Here is a 20,564-nt window from a genome sequence, read left to right as displayed (position 1 = left end):
AACCAACCGTAATTTAGGATTAAACAATTTGGGATTAAATGTGAAACCAATAATGAATTTTATGTAGAAATAAAGGAGTAAACATGGCAGACATTAAATTAGCGCCAGCGGTCCAAACATTGTTGGACCAAGTCAACGAGCTGTTTCCCGGCACGGTAATGGTCCAGTTCGGTGACAAACACGCCGGTTACGTTCGTGATGATCAGGTTGAACAACATGTGTTAAAAGACCGCCTGTTAATCTGGGTTGACGATATTACTGCACCCCAGTATTCAGCGGCTCATGAACTGAGTCACTTGTTGATGTTATTGCAAGGTTTTCCTCAGATTGAATTTAACCTCACGTTTGGTGACGATGAGTTGGATGAACAGCTGATGGCCATGTCGACCCAGTTATTCAATATCGTGAATCATGTAGTGATTTTTCCAGCCTTGGCGGGTCATGGTTTGATTGACGACAAAGTCAGTGATGAATTTTATAACGGGATTTTTGCGACGATTGATCCTGAACCTGAAACAGGCGCTGAGGATGATGCCCAAAATGCATTACGTTTGCTCGTGTTACTGGATGCACTCGTATTTTACGGGAATGGCATCAGTAAGCATGAAAAGGAATTAGGTACCAATTTTCCGAAGACCTATGCAGCTGCTAAAAAGCTGTACGATGTGATGATGGCTAAAAAAATCAATACACCGTTTGAGGTCCGTCGGGCACTGGTTCGTTTGTACAAGGCGTTTGACGCACAACTGACTGACTGGGGTCTACCAGCATTGAATAGTACGGCATTCACAACGGTCACAAGCGTATTGAGTGAACGTCAATTGCGGTTGGAAATGCGCCAGATGTTTGAAATTTTCCATTCTGATTTGAAAGATAAAGCGTCAGGGGAACGAGCTTATGTTGCATTGAATCGTTCTGATCGTCAAAATGCATTTGTGATGACACCGCCTAAGGAAGATGCGGACAGTTCGTCATTTTTCAAAGAAGTGTATGATACGCCGGTCAAGGATTTCCTCGAGGCGCATAACATTAGTTATATCGTGCGGGATTAGGTTAGTGTGATTGACAAACGGAAGGTGGTTCGTGATGACAGAGGATTTGCAAACATTGTTTGATCAAGCACAGCACATTACGTTTATGACTGGAGCGGGTGTTTCGACCGCATCAGGCATTCCTGATTACCGGTCCAAGTCTGGGCTGTATTCGGCCAAGTTCAAGGGCTTACCGCCAGAGTATTTGTTGAGTCATGATTGTTTCGTTGAGCAGCCTGAAATGTTCTATGATTTTGTGAAAGAGAATTTGTATTTTCCAGATGCCAAGCCAAACGTCATTCATGAAAAAATTGCAGCGTTGTGTCGATCAGGTCAAGCCTCGTTGATTACACAAAACATTGATAATCTGGACAGAACGGCTGGCAATGACCAAGTCATTGAGTTTCATGGAAATTTATATCGTTGTTATTGTAGTAAGGACGGAGAACAGGTTGATTGGCACGACTATATGAAATCCATGTATCATGACACTGATCACGGGATTATTCGTCCAGACATTGTGTTGTATGGTGAGTCTATCTCGGAGTCTGCACTACAGCGGTCAATGGCTGCTATTGAAGCGGCGGACCTATTAGTGATTGTTGGTACTTCGTTTAAGGTATATCCGTTTGCTGGGTTGATTAATTATCGTCAGCCCAATGCTAAGCTTATTGTGGTGAACAATGAACCGATTCCAGCAGGCAGCGTAACGGCTCAATATACCGGCGATGCAGAAACGTTTTTTGCCGATCTAAAAGGTTAAATCAATTGCGTTTTGGGCCGGACTTTCTTACAATTAATGTATTAAATGCAGGTGCCATAAAGAAAGTGGGTGACAGAGGATGAATCGTGATGATATTTTTGCCCGGCTTGGGAGTTTACTGTCACAGATGAAGTGGGTCAATCGACTACAACTATTATTTGATTTCTTAATGTTTTACGGTGCTTGGCAAGTGTTCTTTGGTGCCCAACCAGCAATGCTGTTTGGGGTCGCCATGCCACGAACGAATGCCGCGATGGTGACCTTCCTGTTTGCGATGATCAGCTGGTCATTTTCTGCCATTCGCAGCAATTACCGGCGTCAGGGATTGATGCTGATCAGCACATTGAAGGGCAAGACCTTATCTGAAGAAGAAACCAACGTTATTCGTCAGTTTAAGTAACGCAAACCATATTTGAAGATTATTCAACGGTGCCCATAATGGTGGCACCGTTTTTGTTAGAAATTATTGCAAGAACGCAAGAATAGATCAAAAGGGGGACAACGAATTGATTACGATTGGATTATCGACATGGACGCGGCATCCACATTTAATTCACGATGAACAGCGTGATGTGCTGTTTTCTGAGTATGCTGGCGTGTTTCAACTGGTTGAATTGGATACGTCTTTTTATGGTGTGCCCAGTATTAAGACCGTTACCAATTGGCGCAATCAAGCACCAGATGGCTTTCAGTACATTTTGAAGGCACATCAGGTGATGACGCGTCATGATGATGCAAAATCTGAACAAGTCAGTGATGACGAGCGCTGGCAAACGTTTAATCAATTTCGTCGTGCGGTGGTTCCACTAGTCAAGGCAGGGATGTTGGCAACGGTGTTATTTCAGTTCCCGCCGTACTTCACCCGAAACTTAGACCATATTCGTTATCTGCGTGACGTGCGGGTTCACATGGGCGATTTACCGATTGCGGTGGAGTTTCGTGATCCCAGCTGGTATGAAGGCAGTTTGAGCAAGGACGTGTTTGATTACTTAACGAGTCTTAACATGACTTACGTAATTGCGGATGAACCTAGTGATGGCAATCGTGGCGTGCCATTTACACCGGTCGTCACAACGCCAACAGCAGCGTACTTCCGATTTCACGGTCAGAACCGGCGTGGCTGGTTAGATCACCAGGGAGACTGGCGCAAGGATCGTACCAATTACCGGTATTCAGATGATGAGCTGATTCGTTTAGGTGAGGCTGTTAAAACAGTTAGCCAACAGGTTGACCAAACGTACGTGATCTTCAATAATAATGGGCATCGAGACGCTGCAGCTAATGCAGAAAGCCTGCGTGATCAACTGGGATTGACGTTTAATGGATTGGGGCCCACCCAATTAGATTTATTTTGAGAAATTCTGTTTGATAAACTCCGTAGCCACGCAAAGTGCTATGGTATACTTATTCAGACTAACGAGGTGTTCGTGATGCCAAACATTGCGGGCTCGCGAACTAAAGGAGAAGATTTGTTCATGGCAGAAAAAAAGCCGACTTACTACATTACTACGCCAATTTATTACCCGTCTGGCAAGTTACATATCGGGAATTCATATACGACCATCGCAGTCGATGCCGAGGCGCGTTACCGGCGGTTAATGGGTAACGACGTCTTCTTCCTGACTGGAACAGATGAGCACGGTCAAAAAATCGAAGAAAAGGCTGAATCTTTGGGCAAACAGCCGAAAGAATATGTCGATGGCATGGCTGACCAGATTAAAGAACTGTGGAAGTTGCTGGAAATCAGTAACGACAAGTTCATTCGGACAACGGATGATTATCATGAAGCCGCTGTTCAGAAGATTTTCGATCAGTTATTAGCACAAGGGGATATTTACAAGGGTCACTATGAAGGCTGGTACTCTGTGGACGATGAGGAATTCTTTACGGAATCCCAGTTAGCAGAAGTCTTCCGTGATGAAAATGGCAAAGTGACCGGCGGGAAAGCCCCATCTGGTCACGAAGTCGTGTGGACTGATGAAGAATCGTACTTCTTCAAGATGAGTAAGTACGCCGACTGGCTGATGAACTACTACAAAGAACACCCAGATTTCATTATTCCGAATACGCGGATGAATGAAATGGTGAAGAACTTCTTGGAACCTGGCTTGGAAGACCTGTCTGTTTCTCGGACGAGTTACAAGTGGGGGGTGCCAGTTAAAACAGATCCAAAGCACGTGATCTACGTTTGGGTAGATGCACTGTCCAACTATATTACAGCGCTGGGCTACGGTACTGATGACGATAGCAACTTCAAGAAGTACTGGCCAGCTAATGTTCAAATGGTTGGTAAAGAAATTGTGCGTTTCCACACCATTTACTGGCCAATTATTTTACATGCACTTGGCTTACCGTTGCCAAAGCACGTGGTCGGTCACGGCTGGCTGTTGATGAAGAACGGCAAGATGAGTAAGTCAAAGGGGAACGTCATTTACCCAGAGACCCTGGTTCACCGTTACGGACTGGATGCTTTACGGTATTACTTGTTGAAGGCAATGCCGTTTGGTAACGATGGTGTATTCACGCCGGAAGACTTCGTTGACAAGATTAATTATGATCTGGCCAATGATTTAGGGAACTTGCTGAACCGGACTGTTGCCATGGTTAATAAGTATTACGACGGGGTCGTACCGGCCTTTGAAAGCAACGTCAACGAACCAGATGCCGATTTGGAACAAACAGCTGTGGATACGATTGCTGAATACCACCAGTTGATGGAAAAATTGCACTTTGCGGATGCTTTGTCAGCGGTTTGGAAGCTCGTTTCACGCACAAATAAATACATTGATGAAACAGAACCATGGACATTAGCTAAAAAGGCTAATGATGGTGATGATAAACGTTTGGCTGCTGCTATGAGTCATTTAGTGGCCAGCCTGCGGGTGATTGCGTTGTTGATTCAACCAATCATGACACACGCACCAAAAGAAATTTTGACACAGTTGGGGTTGCCAACGGATGCTGACAGCATGCAGATTGAAGGCTTAAAGATGGCCGATCTGCCGGTTAACAGTCACGTTGTTGCAAAGGGAACACCAATCTTCCCACGTTTGGATGCACAAGAAGAAGTCGACTTTATCCAATCACAAATGACCAAGACAGATAAGCAAAAAGGCCGTTCTGCAATGGCGGCTGCTGCTGATTCTCAATGGGAACCAGAAAATGTCACACTGAACTTGACGAAACCTGAGATCAAGTTTGATGAATTTGATAAAACAGAAATTAAGGTCGCTGAAATCAAGTCGGTCAAACCAGTTGAGGGCGCAGACAAATTACTCCAATTCCGTTTGGACGCCGGCGATCAACAAAATCGGCAAATTCTTTCAGGTATTCACGAATGGTATCCCGACTATGAAAAATTAACCGGTAAGAAAGTACTGGCTGTTACGAACTTGAAACCACGGAAGATGCGTGGTCAAATCAGCCAGGGGATGTTATTGTCCACTGAGCGTGATGGCAAGGTGACGTTGGTTACAGTGCCGGATAGTTTGAACAACGGGGATGTCCTAGGATAGGACGATCTCAATACGGAGATAAAGATGGAAATTTTTGATTCACACACTCATTTGAATGACGATACCTTTTATGAAGAAGCAGCCTCATATAACCAACATGCGGCAACTGCCCATGTTACGCGGATCATGAACGTAGGCTCTGATGCCAAACTGAATGAACGCGGGATTGAGTTGGCGCACCGTTATTCAAATATGTGGGCCGCAGTTGGCTGGCATCCGGAAGAGGTTGCGACCTATAACAATGCGGTTGAGGAGACCATGATTGGTCAACTGCAGGATAGTCGGGTGATGGCACTCGGCGAAATTGGCTTAGATTATCACGTGGATAATCTGGATGCTGTCGTGGACGACCAAAAGCGCATTTTTGCTCGCCAAGTTGATATTGCTAAATCACTGGATAAGCCGGTCATTATTCATAACCGTGATGCGTTTGCGGATACGTACGCTATTTTAAAAGCGGCGGATATTCGTGACATCGGTGGGGTGATGCACAGTTTTAACGGTGATCCGGAGTGGCTCAAACGCTTTTTGGATCTTGGCATGGTCGTGTCTTACTCTGGTGTTGCCAGCTTTAAAAATGCGCATGAGGTTCACGATTCTGTTAAACAAACGCCGTTAGATCGGATGTTAGTGGAAACCGATGCGCCGTACCTGACGCCCGAACCACATCGCGGCGAACAGAATGAACCGGCAAATGTGGCCTTCACGGTACAAGCCATTGCTAAACTGCGTGAGCAGCCAGAGTTGGAAATTGCGGATGCGACGTTTGCTAACGCGAACCAATTCTTTGGGATTGAAGATTAATGGACAAATTAAAAGAAGTGCTGGTTGTTGAAGGCAAGGATGATACCAAACGCATTCAGCAGGCTGTAAATGCCGATACGTTTGAAACGAATGGGTCAGCACTCAACAAAACGAAATTGGCTCAAATTAAACAATTGCAGGCGACGCGTGGTGTTATTGTGTTGACTGATCCTGATTTCAATGGCGAGCGGCTGCGTAAACTAATTAGTGCAGCGGTGCCAGATGCTAAGCATGCTTTTATTACGCGCAAGCAAGGTGTGCCAGAGAATGCGGGCGGTAGCCTGGGTGTCGAACACGCTGACCCTGCTGTCATTAAATCAGCTTTGCAACATTTGTCTGCTGGTTCGTTAGACGATAAGCCGCTGATCTTTCAGCAGGATTTGTTGGCAGCTGGCCTAGTCGGGCAAGCTGATTCGCGGCAACGTCGGGAGAAACTCGGTGAAGTGTTGAATTTGGGTTACGTCAATGGCAAGCAACTGCTCAAACGACTTCAACTTTTTCAAGTGAGCCGTGCAGATTTTGAAAAAGCAGTTCAACAATTAGATCAGTAATGTTGATAAATCACGTTGTTGAGTGTCACACGTTAAAAATATTGAAGTGTTCAAGGAGACTAGATGACTGAATCAAAACGGGCCGACCGCCCCGATATTGCTAATCCCGTTCGTACGCGGGCAATTATGAATACGTATGGGATCGCAGTGAAGAAGAGCTTAGGTCAGAACTTCCTGTCAGACGTTAACATTTTGCACAACATTGTGAGTGCAGCTGACATCACAGATGACGATGATGTCATCGAAGTTGGACCTGGGATTGGCGCGTTGACGGAGCAATTAGCTCGGTCTGCTAAGCGCGTTCTGGCATTTGAAATCGACCAGAATTTGATCCCTGTATTGGCGGAAACGTTGGCACCATACAAAAATGTCAACATCGTCAATGCTGATATTCTAAAAGTAGATTTGGCCAACGAAATTGCCGAACATCTGCCGGATGCCGAAACTGTTAAAGTAGTGGCCAACTTACCTTATTACATCACGACGCCCATTTTAATGGGACTTGTGAGTGCACCGATCGACTTTGCTGCCATTGTTGTCATGATGCAGAAGGAAGTGGCAGAACGGTTGAGCGCTGAACCTGGAACCAAGGAGTACGGTGCGTTAACGCTCGCAGTTCAATATAAGATGCAAGCACGCCTAGCGTTTACCGTCTCACGGACGGCGTTCATTCCTCAGCCAAACGTGGATTCTGCCATCGTGACGTTGACACCGCGTGAACCGCTAATTGAAAAGCCATTCAGCGATGATGCGTTGTTTCGGTTGATTCGTGGTTGTTTTGCTCACCGCCGCAAGAGTCTTTGGAACAATTTACAAAGTATCTTCGGCAAGGCACCAGCTACAAAAGTTGAATTACAAGCGAGTTTGGATGAAATGGAATTGGCCCAGTCCATTCGTGCCGAAAGGTTATCATTAGAGGGATTCATCGCGCTAACAAACGTTTTACACACGCACAATCTGTTTTAACTGCTTGGGAGATGTACGGAGTTTCCTCATTGGAACAATTGCAAAAAGTACTTGACCATGATATACTGTTATGCATGTGAGGTGAATTGCATGCCAGTAACATTACAAAGTATCAAGGCTAAACTGGACGCTAAATTGGGTCAAAAGTTGATGGTTGTAGCTCAGGCAGGTCGCAAAAAGGTGACTAAGCGCCGCGGCACACTTAAGGAAACGTATCCGGCTGTTTTTGTGGTTGACCTCGACCAAGAGGAGAACTCATTTGAACGAGTCTCTTACAGTTACACTGATGTGTTAACTAAAAATATTGAAATTGCGTTCGACGAAGAATAATCGTCAGCTTAATTTTACGAATGGAGCTCATTTCCTGTGTGGAAATTGGGGCTTTTTTTGTTTGGGTTAGATTTCACACTACAATTCAGATGTGGGCGGGTAGTCCGGTTGTCAACATTGATACGCTCGCCGTGGGACCGGTTCAAGCCGGAAGTACACCGTCTTTCACCTCGCCGTCAAGCCTCGTGGAAATCCGAGTCTTGGCGACCGTCCGTGGTGTAAATTCGAGAGGAGCTTTCGAATTAACACCACCTGCACGGATCGGTATCAATGTTGACGCCCTTCCATCCAGCGTGTATAAGTAATTGCCAATGTAAATTACACAAAGTGGTGCAGTTACAGCTGTGGATAGATTTAAGTTGATAGACGGCATTTCATACTTGGTGAAATGTAAAAGATGACTTTTTTTGCAGAAACAACATCGTGCTCTGATCTATGCAGTGACGTGTACTGACTATTCAATAATATGAGCTGGAGGGAGTGCGCGTTGAAATCGCCAGTGAAGGTGTTGTTAATTGGGTGGGCTTCCGAATTTACAACACGGGGCGAGCTGAAAGACACGGGGTGTGTGGCTTTCAGTCGAGGTGAGAGACTCCGAACTTTGGAGGCTTGACCCGGTCCGCACAGGCGATTTCAAAAGCAAACGACCGTAAGCGGAAGCTAAAGCATAACGGTAAGTACCTCGCTGGATTTTACCGCGAGCTGGTGGCGATTATGGGGGGACTGTAATATACTTACGTTATATATTTCGTGGTAGCGGAGGTGATTTTACGGAGACACTGGAAAAGGCGCCGGCCAAGCTTAATTTGAGCCTCGATACACCCTTTCATCACCATGATGGCAGTGAAGAATGGGACATGGTTTTAACGTCCGTCGATTTGGCGGATTATGTCGCCGTCAAAACACTGGGCCGCAATGGTCGCATTAAAGTCACCACAAATAGTGGCTTTTTACCAAATGACCATCGTAATCTTGCTTATCAGGCTGCTCACTTATTGGCGACCACATATGGTCGTAAAGAGGCGATGAACATCCACATTGAAAAGCATATTCCGGTCGCGGCCGGAATGGGCGGCGGTTCGTCGGATGCAGCGGCGGTATTGCGAGCACTGAACCGACTCTGGGAGCTCAACTTAGATCAAGCAACTTTGTGTCAATTAGGGTTACAGATTGATGCAGATGTGCCGTATTGCGTTTGTAGTCAAACAGCGCATGTGACGGGACGCGGTGAGATTATCACGCAATTACCTAAACTGCCTCCGATGTGGGTGGTGATAGCTAAACCCAAAATCAGCGTGTCAACACCATCGATTTTGCGGCGCATTAACTATGCCGAAGTTCAGCATGCGGATACGCACGCACTAGTCGCTGCGATTCAACGGGGCGACTATGATGAAATTTGTGATTCCGTGGAAAACGTATTAACGCCGATCACGTCACGGCTTTACCCAACGGTTAATCATCTTAAGGAGCAGATGGTTCGTTTTGGTGCAGATGTGGCCGAAATGAGTGGCACTGGTCCAACGGTGTTTGGCATCTGCCGTAAACAATCACGGGCTCAACACGTAGCTAACGGTTTGTCAGGTTTTTGTCGGGAAGTCCATGTTGTGCGTCCCGTTAGTTTGCACACCGATTTTGCGCAACCATCGGCATCCGTTTGAAGGTAGCTTAAAGAAGAATCAGGTTTGGAGTGGTTGAATGAATAAAAAAACGTTAATCAAACGTACTGCACTGGCCGTTGCCACGAGTTACACGACTTTGATTGGTGCCGGCTACGCAGTTTATTTGCTCGCAACCGGTTGGTCTAACAAGCAAAAATTGGCTGGTCGACAGGCCTCGCTTGAGGCCAATACAGACATTGAAAATGAGTGGTTCAAGCATCAACAACAGTCACCGTGGGCGATTAAAACGGCTGACGGCCTAACTTTACGGGCGACGTTTATGCCAAACGCCCACAATACCAATAAAGTAGCTATTTTAGCTCACGGGTTGCATCACTCACGTGAACAAATGATTCCGTACGCCCGGTTGTTCATGGATGCGGGCTACAGCGTGTTAATGCCGGACGCACGTGCACATGGGCGTAGTGATGGTAACGTGATCGGTTTTGGTTGGCTGGATCGAAATGATTACCAGCAGTGGATCGACACGGTTATTGCTAATCAAGGTGAGCAAGTTAACATTGTGTTAATGGGAATTAGCATGGGTGCTACAACGGTGATGGCTACAAGTGGTCAAACGTTGCCGCATAACGTGCGCGCCATTGTTGAAGATAGCGGTTTTCGAAATGTTTTTCAGGAAGGCAAGTTTCGGTTGTGGCATAAGTATCATGTGCCCAGCAGCGTGTTAATGCCAATCGCTGATGACTTCGCCAAACGTCAGGCCGGCTATGCCTTTAAAGATGGTGACATTTTAGCAGAGGTGGCTAAAAATCATTTACCAATCTTGATGTTTCATGGTGCTAAGGATCAAACGGTGCCGGTTGGGGACGCTTACGAGCTGTATGCACGAGCAAATGAACCTAAGCAGCTGATTATTGATGACGAGGCTGCGCATATCTCAAGTATTCGAACGCAACCGAGCAAATATCGTCAAACGCTAACGGATTTTTTAAATCGTTATGTGAAATAAGATGTGTGACTAAAAAGGGACTGCTAGAACAAGTGTTACTTGTTCTAGCAGTCCCTTTTTGGATGGGGTGAATGAGATTGAAAAGACGACTACAAATCACGAAACTGAGCGAGCAATGCTTCATCAGCAGCTTGACGTTGCGCTGCCGTAATCCGTTTGGTAGCCACCTGATTGGGGTCAACCAGACCGTGAGTAGAAAGCTTTAAGACGCGAGTCGCGACGTGCGTCACAAATGTTTCATCATGTGAGACAAACAAAACGGTGCCAGGATAGGTGGTTAAAAATTGTTCGAGTGCTGTGAGCGTTGGTAAATCAAGGTAGTTCGTTGGCTCGTCAAGGATAAGAACATTGGCGTCGCTGAGCAGAACTTTAACCAGTGAAACCTTAACACGTTGGCCACCGCTTAGGTTTTGGGCAGGAATATCTAAGGCAGTCGCTTTAAAACCAAATTCAGCCAAAACTGTGCGGACAATAGCGTTGTCCTGACGCGTATGTTCAGTCACGTTTTGCCAAATGGTGGCGGTTAGATCCAAGCGGCTCATATTCTGAGCAAAGTAACCAAATTTAACCGCGGGATTGACGCTAATGGCCTGATTTTGGTTGGCTAAAACGGCGCGAAGCAGTGTCGTTTTACCGACCTGGTTTGGCCCGGTGATGGCGACACGGTCACCGGTGTGGAGGACGAAGTTGACATCGTTTGCCAATGTTCGTTTGCCAGCTTTCAAGGCCAGATGCTGAATGTTGATCGGCGTATGCCTGCCTAAAGTGGCGAACTGTTCCGCCCGTAAGGTAACCGAGGGCTGCTCAGTGGGTTTGGCAACTGGTGTCAGATGTTCAGCGTGATCCTTTATAACGCGCGCGGCTTTGGTCATTTTGCCTTGATTACGGCGCAGTGAGCTTTTCATATCCTGAAGCTCGTTACGACTATGATTGTGAGGATTAGGCTTTGTTATTTTGGCTGCCCGTTCAGTGCGTTTGATAGCGGCGACTTCCAGCTTATGCTTTTGTTGCTGGTAGCTTCGGAATGCAGCTGCCTGATTATTTCGCTGGGCCGTCTCATTAGCCGTAAAGGCATCATAATTGCCGGCAAACGTTGTCAGGGTATGATCAGCGAGCGACCAAGTTGTGGTCGTGACAGCATTGAGTAATGTTCGATCATGCGAAATCAGTAGCAAGGTGCCTTTAAATCGATTGAGCTGGTCAATCAACCACTGCTGGTTTGTCTCGTCTAAATTAGCGCTGGGCTCATCCAAAATTAACCATTCGGGTTGTTGACGTAAAGCCGTTAAAATAGCGTTTTTAACCTGTTCACCACCACTTTGCGTGGAAATATCGTGCAATTGGTGGACGACAACAGGCGTCGTTTGGCGGTCGACGATGCCAGCATCAGGGGTCAGCGAGCCAGTCAGAATATCGATCAGCGTTGTTTTACCAGCACCATTAGCGCCAATTAGACCGATGCGGTCACCAGGATTAATGACGAGTTGCTCAATATTAAATAATTGTTGTTGATGCCGTGTGATGGCAATATTTTGTGCTTGAATAACAAACATGAAATCACTCCTTACAAGTTAACTAGATAGGTGTTAAGCGAGAAGAAAATATTTCATTTTATAACCTCCCAAGAACGTGCCAAGACAGTCCAGACATGTGGGGGAGCGCACAAAAAAAGAGTCCACCCCCGCAACATGTAACTGCTGGCACTGAATGAATTCACAATTATCTATTGAAGTTTCTTCACAGAGGGCAAACGAGGCCAATTCCTGTTGTCTTCTGGATATTTCGTAGATAAAATTATGAGTTCACTTAGTTCCAAAACAGTTATTAGTTGCGCATCGGCGGATCTCCTTAAAAATTTTAGTATTGATAAATCATTTCGAAAATAATGTAACGGTTTTTGGAGCGACTGTCAAGAAAGAATGCCTTTAGCGTTGGTTTTCATGATATAGGATATGGTGAAATACTAAGTGTTGTTCAGTCATTTTGATCTCCAAAAGTTCTTATCAAATGTGGATATGGATGCTTAAGGTTAATTTTATGCTCTTAAGAAGTGGTTACGTTCTGAAGTTTACCGATTGCATTTTTTTTGGAGTTTCGGTAAACTATTAAACGGTAATCATTACTTTTTACATATTCATTGCAGAAAGGACATTCTCTTGCGACAACATAAACGTGGCTTACATATCTTCAGTATTATAGCATTACTCTTAATCGCATTGATTGTTAGCTTAGTAGTGGATCAACGAAGAATGATTGCGCGAGCCAAACCGACCTCAAAAATTCGCGTGGTAAGTTCATTGGATTTCTATGCTCAGGCCGCCAGCGCAGTGCTAGGGCAATATGGTCAGGTGACGGCTGTTATTAACAGTCCTAGCGTTGATGCGGAAAGCTTTGAGCCAACGACGCACACTGCAAAGCAGGTTGCTAAGGCTGATGTGATCATTGAAAATGGTTTGGGTTATGATGACTGGTTGGGAAAAGTTGTGGCGGCGAATGGTCAGGAGAAGCGCACCATTAATGTTGGTACAGATCTGATGCACCGACAGGTTGGCGAGAATCCTCACATTTGGTACAATCCGCAGACGATGCCACGCTTAGTTGCACAGATGGTAACACGCTTTTCACGTTTGCAACCTGATCATAAAGCGACTTTTAAACGGAATGCCGACCGTTACCTCGAGACACTGTCATCGTGGAAAAAGACGATTAAACAGTTAAAACGCATGAGCCATCATCAAGCGGTCGCTGTTAGTGAGCCGGTGTTCAATGACACATTGTCGGCGGTAAATTTAAAAGTCACTGATAATCATTTTGCTCGCGCTGTTGAAGAGGGAACCGATCCATCACCAGCAGACATTGCCAAACTAACGCGTGATTTTAAACAACACAGGGTTGCTTTATGGGTTGTGAACACACAAAACTCACAGCCGATTGTGAACTCAATGACCAAACAAGCACGTCGCTACCACATCCCAGTGGTTCAAGTGACGGAAACGTTGCCGTCCAATCAGTCGTATGCACACTGGATGACCAACGAATTGAACCAAGTCAAAACTGCGTTAGAGGAGGACAATCAGCATGGCAAGTAATGAAACGCATCCAAAGATTGATCCCAATGGTCAACCTGACAGTCAACTAACCGAGGACACCATTATGACCGTGGATAAACTAGGGATGAAGTTTGGCCAAAAAACGGTGTTTCAAGGACTCACGTTTACGTTAAAGCGTGGCGAATTCCTTAGCGTACTTGGCGAAAATGGGATTGGTAAAACAACCCTTATTCGAATTTTACTCCAACAACTGCGGCCCACGGCTGGCGAAGTTTCGTTTTTGCCAAGTCGTTCTCAGGTCACGATCGGTTATGTCCCACAATTTAGAAACGTTGATACCGAGTATCCGTTGACCGTGAAAGATTTTGTGGGTTTAGCGCTACATGATCATTTAACGCCATGGTGGTCCAAACATGAAAAGCAACGCTTGAATCAAGTGTTGCACGAAACAGATTTGACGCGGATCGCACACACACCGCTTGGCCGTGTTTCTGGTGGGGAGTTACAGAAGGCTTATTTGGCCCAAGCTTTGATTCGACAGCCACAGTTGCTGATTTTGGATGAATCGACTGCCAGTTTGGACAATAATATGAAGTTTGAATTGCTGGACTTGGTTAAACAATATCAGCAGCAAACACAGGCAGCCGTTATCTTCGTAACGCACGATTTGCCGTTAACAAAAAAGTATTCGACCAACTTTTTGTTAATGCAGCCGGGCCCGTATCAACTGGGCACGATTGACCAATTGAACGAAACGGTACTGGAGGCGGCTCATGCTTAATTATCCATTTATGCAAAATGCTTTTGCGGCGGGGACATTAATCGCAATTGTCAGCGGTATCGTTGGGGTCTTTGTGGTCGCTCGAAACATGTCTTTTTTAACGCATACGTTATCTGAAATTGGCTTCGCTGGGGCAGCCTTCGGATTGTTTGTTGGCTGGACGCCATTGGCGGGGATGCTGTTATTTACCAGTGTCAGTTCTGTGGCGGTAGGCCAGTTGAGTAGCAAGGCGTCCCGACGTGAAGCTGCCATCACGTCGATTTCAGCGTTAGCAATTGGGCTGGGGATTCTGTTTCTCTCACTATCAAACCAAAATGCTAGTTCAGCTACAAACATTTTGTTTGGCTCTGTCATTGGAATCAGCCGGACATCGGTAGTACAAGTTGCTATGTTAGCCTTGGCCGTGATTGTGGTAATTATGGCGGTGTACCGAAGTTTGAAGTTTGATTCGTTTGACGCTGTCGGAGCGCGGGTTGCCGGTATTCACGGCACCACACTGGCCATTATCTTTCTGGTTGCATTAGCATTTTCAGTCAGTGTGGCCGCTCAAATCGTGGGCTCCCTGTTAATCTTTATCTTGCTTACCTTACCTGCCTCTGCGGCAAAATATTTTGCGCACGGCGTTGGCAGCATGATTGGTCTAGCCATTCTATTTGCTTTGATTGGTGTGTGGCTCGGTTTGGCGCTGAGCTACTGGACAAACTGGCCGGTTTCTTTCTTCATTGCCGTCATTGAAGTCCTGTTTTACTTTATTGGCCTGATTTTTAATCGCTTCACAGCACGAAATTAAAGTGGTATGAGAACGGCGTCGGAAACGGCGCTTTTTTTGTGAGAAGCGCCCAGTAATTACGAACGTTGTGCTATTATTAACCAAGGAAAGAACGCTTTTTGTCGTTCATTGTGAAATTAAAAATGAGTTGAGGTAGCTAAACGTGAAAGTTAGACGATCAGATCGATTGATTGACATGACGCGCTTCTTACTGGAACGACCACGGACACTGGTTTCGTTGTCCTTTTTTGCGGAGCGTTATGAGTCAGCCAAATCATCGATTAGTGAAGATTTAACCATTTTAAAACGAACCTTTCAGGAACGTGGAACCGGTTTGTTAGAAACTCTGCCCGGTGCTGCGGGTGGTGCTCGGTTTATTCCGTATATCCTGAAGGAAGATGCTTCTGAATACATCGATTATTTATGTAAAGAAGTTTCGGACTCCCATCGGGTAATGCCTGGTGGTTATGTTTATTTATCTGACCTGTTGGGTCAGCCAGAGGTATTGCGCCAGATCGGGCGTTTGATTGCGACTCAATACATGAACCAAACCATTGATATGGTATTGACGGTTTCTGTGAAGGGGATTCCGATAGCCCAGGCTGTTGCGGAACAATTGAACGTGCCATTTGTCATTGCTCGTCAAGACGGTGCCATCACAGATGGTGCTACGGTCAGTGTGAACTATGTATCTGGCTCATCGACGGCCATCGAAAAAATGCAGATTTCCAAACGTGCCCTGCCAGCTGGTTCACGGGTATTGATTGTGGATGACTTTGTTAAGGGTGGCGGCACCATTTCTGGTCTTGCTAGCTTAGTTCGTGAACTGGATTGTGAGGTTGCCGGAATCACCGTGTTTGGCGAAGGCCGTTTTAATGGCGAACGTCAATCTGAAAACTTTACATCATTACTGCATGTTGAAACATTACAGAGTGAATCGGAACCAATTCGGGCCACACCCGGGAACTATATGCACCGTGTGTTTGGCAATGAAAGGTAGGTAAGTTTTTCAATGAGTTCGAGAAATACCATTATTCTTGCGGCTGGTAAAGGAACCCGCATGAAATCGAAGCTGTACAAAGTTCTGCACCGGGTGTGTGGTAAAACAATGGTCGATCACGTGTTGACCCAGGTGGAATCGACCAACATGGACCGGATCGTGACAATTGTTGGCTATGGGGCAGATGATGTTCGCAAACAATTGGGTGACCGCACGCAATATGCAATGCAGAAAGAACAATTGGGTACGGGTCATGCCGTGTTACAAACAGAACCGTTACTAGGCGACGTCGATGGTGTCACACTGATTGTCAGTGGTGATACACCGTTGTTTCGGGCTGAAACACTTCAAAAACTGTTTGATTATCACGAAGCTAAGGGCGATGTCGGTACGATCCTGACGTCGATTGCGCCCAACCCGACTGGTTACGGCCGGATTATCCGAAATGATATTGGGCTTGTAGAAAAAATTGTGGAACAAAAGGACGCTACATCAGAAGAACAGGCTGTTAAGGAAATTAATACCGGTGTGTACGTTTTCGATAACAAAGCCTTATTCAATGCACTCCACCAAGTTAAAAACGACAATGCCCAAGGTGAGTATTACCTAACTGATGTCATCGAAATCTTAAAGGCAGCCGGTCAACGGGTCGGCGCTTACCGCATGAGTGATTTCAGTGAATCAATGGGTGTTAATGACCGCAAAGCTTTGGCAACAGCGACAAAAGTTATGCAACGCCGCATCAATGAGGAACACATGGCAAATGGTGTGACCTTTATCGATCCGGATCATACGTACGTTGATGTGGACGTTAAAATTGGTGCTGACACTATTATTGAACCTAATGTTCAGTTAAAGGGGCACACGGTCATTGGCGAGGATTGTATGATTGGCGCCAATTCCGAAATTCGTAATAGTGTGATTCACGATGGTGTCACGGTTACTTCTTCATTCATTGAGGATAGTGACATGGCTGATGGCTCTGATATTGGTCCAATGAGTCACTTGCGGCCAGATGCTCATATTGGTGAAAACGTTCACCTGGGCAACTTTGTTGAGATTAAGAAAGCGACTATTGGTGCACGGACTAAAGTAGGCCACTTGACCTATGTCGGGAATGCTCAATTAGGAACGGATATTAATGTCGGCTGTGGCGTTGTGTTTGTTAACTACGATGGTGTTGGCAAACATGAATCTATTGTGGGCGACCACAGCTTCATTGGCAGTAATTCCAATTTGGTTGCGCCGCTTAACGTCGCGGATCACTCGTTTATTGCTGCTGGTTCAACGATTACAAAGGATGTTGCGCGTCATGACATGGCGATTGCCCGTGAACGTCAAACTAACAAACCGGATTATTGGTCAAAATTACCGCACAAACCGGAAGACAAATAGTGCAGATAGTTGCGTCAATGACCGTTAATGAGTACCATTGAGCTATAACAAATGAGTATGAAAAAATTAAATTATCCTTTGTGGAGGGAACATGTCAACTCAATATTTTGACCCCAAACTGAAGATTTTTGCGCTGAATTCAAACCGCCCCCTGGCAGAAAAAATTGCTAATGAAGTTGGTGTTGAATTAGGTAAAACTTCTGTGGATCGTTTCAGTGATGGTGAAATTCGCATTAATATCGAAGAAAGTGTGCGTGGGGACAACGTTTATTTGATTCAGTCCACATCAGCACCTGTTAACGATAATTTGATGGAATTGTTGATTATGATTGATGCACTACGTCGTGCCAGTGCTAATACAATCAACTTGGTTGTTCCTTACTATGGCTATGCCCGTCAGGATCGTAAAGCGCGTTCACGTGAACCTATCACCGCTAAACTGGTCGCAGATATGCTTGAAAAAGCTGGTGCGACCCGACTATTGGCGTTAGACTTGCATGCTGCTCAAATTCAGGGATTCTTTGATATTCCGGTTGATCACATGATGGCAGCACCATTGTTAGCTGACTATTTCATTACGAATCACATTGCTGAACATGCAGTGGTGGTTTCACCGGATCACGGTGGAGTGACACGTGCGCGTGCCTTGGCAGAGTTCCTTAAAGCACCAATTGCGATTATTGACAAACGTCGCCCTCGTGCCAACGTGGCCGAGATTATGAACATTATTGGTGACGTCAAGGGTAAGAAATGTATCATGATTGATGACATGATTGATACAGCCGGTACGATTACTTTGGGAGCCAAGGCATTGATGGATGCAGGTGCAGAAGAAGTTTACGCTTGTTGTTCACACGCTGTGTTGTCTGGCCCAGCAGTTGACCGTTTGAAAGCATCGCCATTTAAACAAGTGGTTGTGACCGACTCAATTAACTTGCCAGAAGAGAAACATTTCGACAAGTTAGTTCAAGTGTCCATTGCACCACTGGTTGGGGATGCAATTCGCCGGATCAATGAAAACAAGGCTGTTAGCCCGTTGTTCCGGACCCGTTTTCACCGGGACGGCCGTAACAACTGATTTTCGATTAGTTAAATAGTCTAATTTAATTAGCTTCGAATAAACGAGAGCAAGGTGTACTAGGGTGACTTGCTCAGGTAAAAACGACGTTCATGGTCCTTTCCATGAACGTCGTTTTTGTGTCAAACGGGTAAATGACAGCGTTCTGGCTCGCGGTTGCGGCACTTTTACCAAGTGTTAAATTGAGTTGTTAGGTTCCAATCCCATTATTTCACCGTCTATATCATAAAATGTTGAAGTTATTAAGCTTTTCTTTCGATATGTAACAATAATGACATAATCACGTAATTTTTGTTACAAGTGATATACTTTAAGTATCAAAAGGCACAGGAGATTTGAAACGTGTCAGAGCGGGGGTACATAAAATGAGCATTCAAACATTTAAGAAAATGATGACAGGTAGTGTAATTTTGGTCAGTACGGTTCTGTTGACTGCTTGTGCAAGTACTTCTGCGACGACAGTCAGCGAGGGGCATCATTCAGATAGTGTTTGTAGCAGCCGTAAGAGCGACGTAAAGGTTCCTACCCAGACGTCGAATGTTACAACGGTCGCACCTGCTACAACCAGTTCTTCTAGTGATCAGTCTTCATTAGCCGTAACGGGGACAAGTTCATCTGCTTCCGAGACTAGTGCTGTTTCTGATTCGGACACGGCATCATCTAATGTAAGCACCGCATCGACGAGTTCGGCGCAGACTACTAGCGTTCAAAGCAGTGTAGTACCAAGTAGTTCTGTTCGAGGCGGCTCGATTCAGAGCAATTCAACACAAAGTAGTTCAACACAGAGTAGTTCTGTTAAGGGTAACGCAACTCAAACCAGTTTGAGCAAAGTCGCTTCGGGAACTGTTTCTACGAGCGGTCAACAAGACAGCAGTCGTGTAACTAATAGCCAACAAGTTAGTCAAGTTACAGGCAATGTAAACGGACAGAGTAGCGTTTCTTCGGTATCGAAGACAAACAGTGAAACAACACAACAGCCTGTATTGAACAGTAACAGTACGACGAAGGGTAGCACTTCAACTGCAACTTCCACGAACGGGGTTCTGTCAAACTTTAGAAGCCAGATGGGTTACAACGAGACAAATGGCAGTCGTCAATACACCGTTATTAACAACGGGAATGGCACCTACCAAATCGACGTTCGAACCCAAGCTCCTGATGCAAACATCAGCAATCTTTCCGGTGTTTACACTTACACACCAGCAAACAAAGAAGTAACCACCGTCTTTTCTGGAGCCGATGCTGGCAATGGTGGGGCTAACACGGTTAACACACCAACAACCGACAGCAGTACTTCAACGACGCAGTCAAACCATTAGTGATTAGCTAAATATAATTTGGACTTTAATACCGCAGACATTTGCGGTATTTTTAGTTACAACAGATTTATCACAAAGATTAGTTTGGAGACGTAAAAGATGCGACAAAAACAACGACCAACAATATGTTCAGCGATTGGTTTAATCGTTTGTGCCATTATTGGTGGCATCGCCTGGGCAAGTGGCGTTTCATTAGTTAAACTGTCCGATATATTTTTTATGATTGGATTGGTGCTAATTGTTATTGGCGTGGTGATGCAATTGAGTCATGCACATTTGTTTGCCGGATTTCGCAGACGCCGTAAACAAACGTATAAAGAAAAGGCGGATAAGAAACCTGAGCCTAAGATGAACACACGTGATATTGCCGTTAAAAAGAATGAACCACTTCGATTTTCCGATTGGAATCGGTGGCTCTGGATCGATGGTGCCATTCTCATTATCATCGCCGTTGTAGTCACGCTCTGAGTGGTCCACTTTAGTTGGCTGTGTGCTTTCAGTTGTCAACAGCAACAGTGACACGCTCGCTGTGGGATCGGTTCAAGTCTCCCAAGTTCGGAGTCTTTCACCCCGCCGCAAAG

At 45.5% G+C, this 20,564-nt stretch carries 20 protein-coding genes; 19 read left to right on the top strand and 1 reads right to left on the bottom strand.

The genetic code is table 11. The features are described 5' to 3' along the window. Positions 1 to 83: 83 nt before the first annotated feature. The 11 genes from LDK34_RS10855 to LDK34_RS10805 all read left to right on the top strand — a co-directional run bounded on the left by LDK34_RS10855 (position 84) and on the right by LDK34_RS10805 (position 10,591). Positions 84 to 1,052 carry an IpaB/EvcA family protein gene (locus tag LDK34_RS10855; RefSeq protein ID WP_178942077.1) on the top strand — a complete coding sequence of 323 codons (969 nt, stop codon included), beginning with the start codon at positions 84 to 86 and terminating at the stop codon, positions 1,050 to 1,052. Positions 1,053 to 1,086: 34 nt separating this feature from the next. Further along, entirely contained in the window at positions 1,087 to 1,794 is a 708-nt protein-coding gene (locus LDK34_RS10850) for an NAD-dependent protein deacylase (protein WP_236941833.1), read from the top strand. Between the two features lie 79 nt (positions 1,795 to 1,873). Then, entirely contained in the window at positions 1,874 to 2,194 is a 321-nt protein-coding gene (locus tag LDK34_RS10845; protein WP_017260530.1) for a hypothetical protein, read from the top strand. A 106-nt stretch (positions 2,195 to 2,300) separates the two neighbouring features. Next, the gene (locus LDK34_RS10840) at positions 2,301 to 3,149 is read left to right on the top strand and encodes a DUF72 domain-containing protein (RefSeq protein ID WP_236941832.1); all 849 of its coding nucleotides are present in this window, start codon (positions 2,301 to 2,303) and stop codon (positions 3,147 to 3,149) included. A 120-nt stretch (positions 3,150 to 3,269) separates the two neighbouring features. Continuing rightward, positions 3,270 to 5,309 carry a methionine--tRNA ligase gene (gene metG, locus LDK34_RS10835; protein ID WP_178942080.1) on the top strand — a complete coding sequence of 680 codons (2,040 nt, stop codon included), beginning with the start codon at positions 3,270 to 3,272 and terminating at the stop codon, positions 5,307 to 5,309. Between the two features lie 24 nt (positions 5,310 to 5,333). Continuing rightward, the gene (locus LDK34_RS10830; protein ID WP_178942081.1) at positions 5,334 to 6,113 is read left to right on the top strand and encodes a TatD family hydrolase; all 780 of its coding nucleotides are present in this window, start codon (positions 5,334 to 5,336) and stop codon (positions 6,111 to 6,113) included. Further along, entirely contained in the window at positions 6,113 to 6,664 is a 552-nt protein-coding gene (gene rnmV, locus LDK34_RS10825) for a ribonuclease M5 (RefSeq protein WP_178942082.1), read from the top strand. The genes LDK34_RS10830 and rnmV overlap by 1 nt, the downstream gene beginning before the upstream one ends. Before the next feature lie 63 nt (positions 6,665 to 6,727). Then, positions 6,728 to 7,630: a 16S rRNA (adenine(1518)-N(6)/adenine(1519)-N(6))-dimethyltransferase RsmA gene (rsmA, locus tag LDK34_RS10820; RefSeq protein ID WP_236941831.1), complete on the top strand. Its 903-nt coding sequence runs from the start codon at positions 6,728 to 6,730 to the stop codon at positions 7,628 to 7,630. Positions 7,631 to 7,720: 90 nt separating this feature from the next. After that, positions 7,721 to 7,960, top strand: coding sequence for a Veg family protein (locus tag LDK34_RS10815; protein WP_017260524.1), 240 nt, complete (start codon positions 7,721 to 7,723; stop codon positions 7,958 to 7,960). A 743-nt stretch (positions 7,961 to 8,703) separates the two neighbouring features. Continuing rightward, complete coding sequence (gene ispE / locus LDK34_RS10810; protein WP_431190217.1) at positions 8,704 to 9,621, top strand: 4-(cytidine 5'-diphospho)-2-C-methyl-D-erythritol kinase; 918 nt, start codon at positions 8,704 to 8,706, stop codon at positions 9,619 to 9,621. 37 nt (positions 9,622 to 9,658) lie between these two features. Continuing rightward, the gene (locus tag LDK34_RS10805) at positions 9,659 to 10,591 is read left to right on the top strand and encodes an alpha/beta hydrolase (RefSeq protein WP_178942084.1); all 933 of its coding nucleotides are present in this window, start codon (positions 9,659 to 9,661) and stop codon (positions 10,589 to 10,591) included. An 89-nt stretch (positions 10,592 to 10,680) separates the two neighbouring features. Here LDK34_RS10805 and abc-f read toward each other — a convergent pair whose 3' ends face one another. Continuing rightward, the gene (gene abc-f / locus LDK34_RS10800; protein ID WP_178942085.1) at positions 10,681 to 12,144 is read right to left on the bottom strand and encodes a ribosomal protection-like ABC-F family protein; all 1,464 of its coding nucleotides are present in this window, start codon (positions 12,142 to 12,144) and stop codon (positions 10,681 to 10,683) included. Positions 12,145 to 12,747: 603 nt separating this feature from the next. On the opposite strand from abc-f, the gene LDK34_RS10795 reads away from it, so the two are divergent. From LDK34_RS10795 to LDK34_RS10760, 8 genes are all read left to right on the top strand, one after another. Continuing rightward, a complete protein-coding gene (locus tag LDK34_RS10795) occupies positions 12,748 to 13,680 on the top strand; it encodes a metal ABC transporter solute-binding protein, Zn/Mn family (protein ID WP_236941830.1) in 933 nt (310 codons plus the stop codon). Further along, on the top strand, positions 13,670 to 14,422 hold the full coding sequence (locus LDK34_RS10790; protein WP_178942086.1) for a metal ABC transporter ATP-binding protein: 753 nt from the start codon (positions 13,670 to 13,672) through the stop codon (positions 14,420 to 14,422). The genes LDK34_RS10795 and LDK34_RS10790 overlap by 11 nt, the downstream gene beginning before the upstream one ends. Then, a complete protein-coding gene (locus LDK34_RS10785) occupies positions 14,415 to 15,212 on the top strand; it encodes a metal ABC transporter permease (protein ID WP_178942087.1) in 798 nt (265 codons plus the stop codon). Before LDK34_RS10790 ends, LDK34_RS10785 begins: the two co-directional genes overlap by 8 nt. Before the next feature lie 142 nt (positions 15,213 to 15,354). Next, a complete protein-coding gene (gene purR / locus LDK34_RS10780; protein WP_178942088.1) occupies positions 15,355 to 16,191 on the top strand; it encodes a pur operon repressor in 837 nt (278 codons plus the stop codon). 12 nt (positions 16,192 to 16,203) lie between these two features. Next, on the top strand, positions 16,204 to 17,586 hold the full coding sequence (glmU, locus tag LDK34_RS10775) for a bifunctional UDP-N-acetylglucosamine diphosphorylase/glucosamine-1-phosphate N-acetyltransferase GlmU (protein WP_236941829.1): 1,383 nt from the start codon (positions 16,204 to 16,206) through the stop codon (positions 17,584 to 17,586). Between the two features lie 91 nt (positions 17,587 to 17,677). Continuing rightward, positions 17,678 to 18,664 (top strand): ribose-phosphate diphosphokinase, encoded by a 987-nt coding sequence (locus tag LDK34_RS10770; RefSeq protein WP_017260515.1) that lies wholly within the window; start codon positions 17,678 to 17,680, stop codon positions 18,662 to 18,664. A 365-nt stretch (positions 18,665 to 19,029) separates the two neighbouring features. Beyond that, a complete protein-coding gene (locus LDK34_RS10765) occupies positions 19,030 to 19,983 on the top strand; it encodes a hypothetical protein (RefSeq protein WP_178942090.1) in 954 nt (317 codons plus the stop codon). A 99-nt stretch (positions 19,984 to 20,082) separates the two neighbouring features. Continuing rightward, entirely contained in the window at positions 20,083 to 20,451 is a 369-nt protein-coding gene (locus tag LDK34_RS10760; protein WP_178942091.1) for a DUF3899 domain-containing protein, read from the top strand. Positions 20,452 to 20,564: the final 113 nt, after the last annotated feature.

Origin of the sequence: Furfurilactobacillus milii (genome assembly GCF_021654115.1) — a bacterium.
Classification (GTDB): domain Bacteria; phylum Bacillota; class Bacilli; order Lactobacillales; family Lactobacillaceae; genus Furfurilactobacillus; species Furfurilactobacillus milii.
The sequence above is the reverse complement of the archived record's forward strand: the minus strand, read 5'-3'. Positions and strand labels throughout refer to the sequence as shown.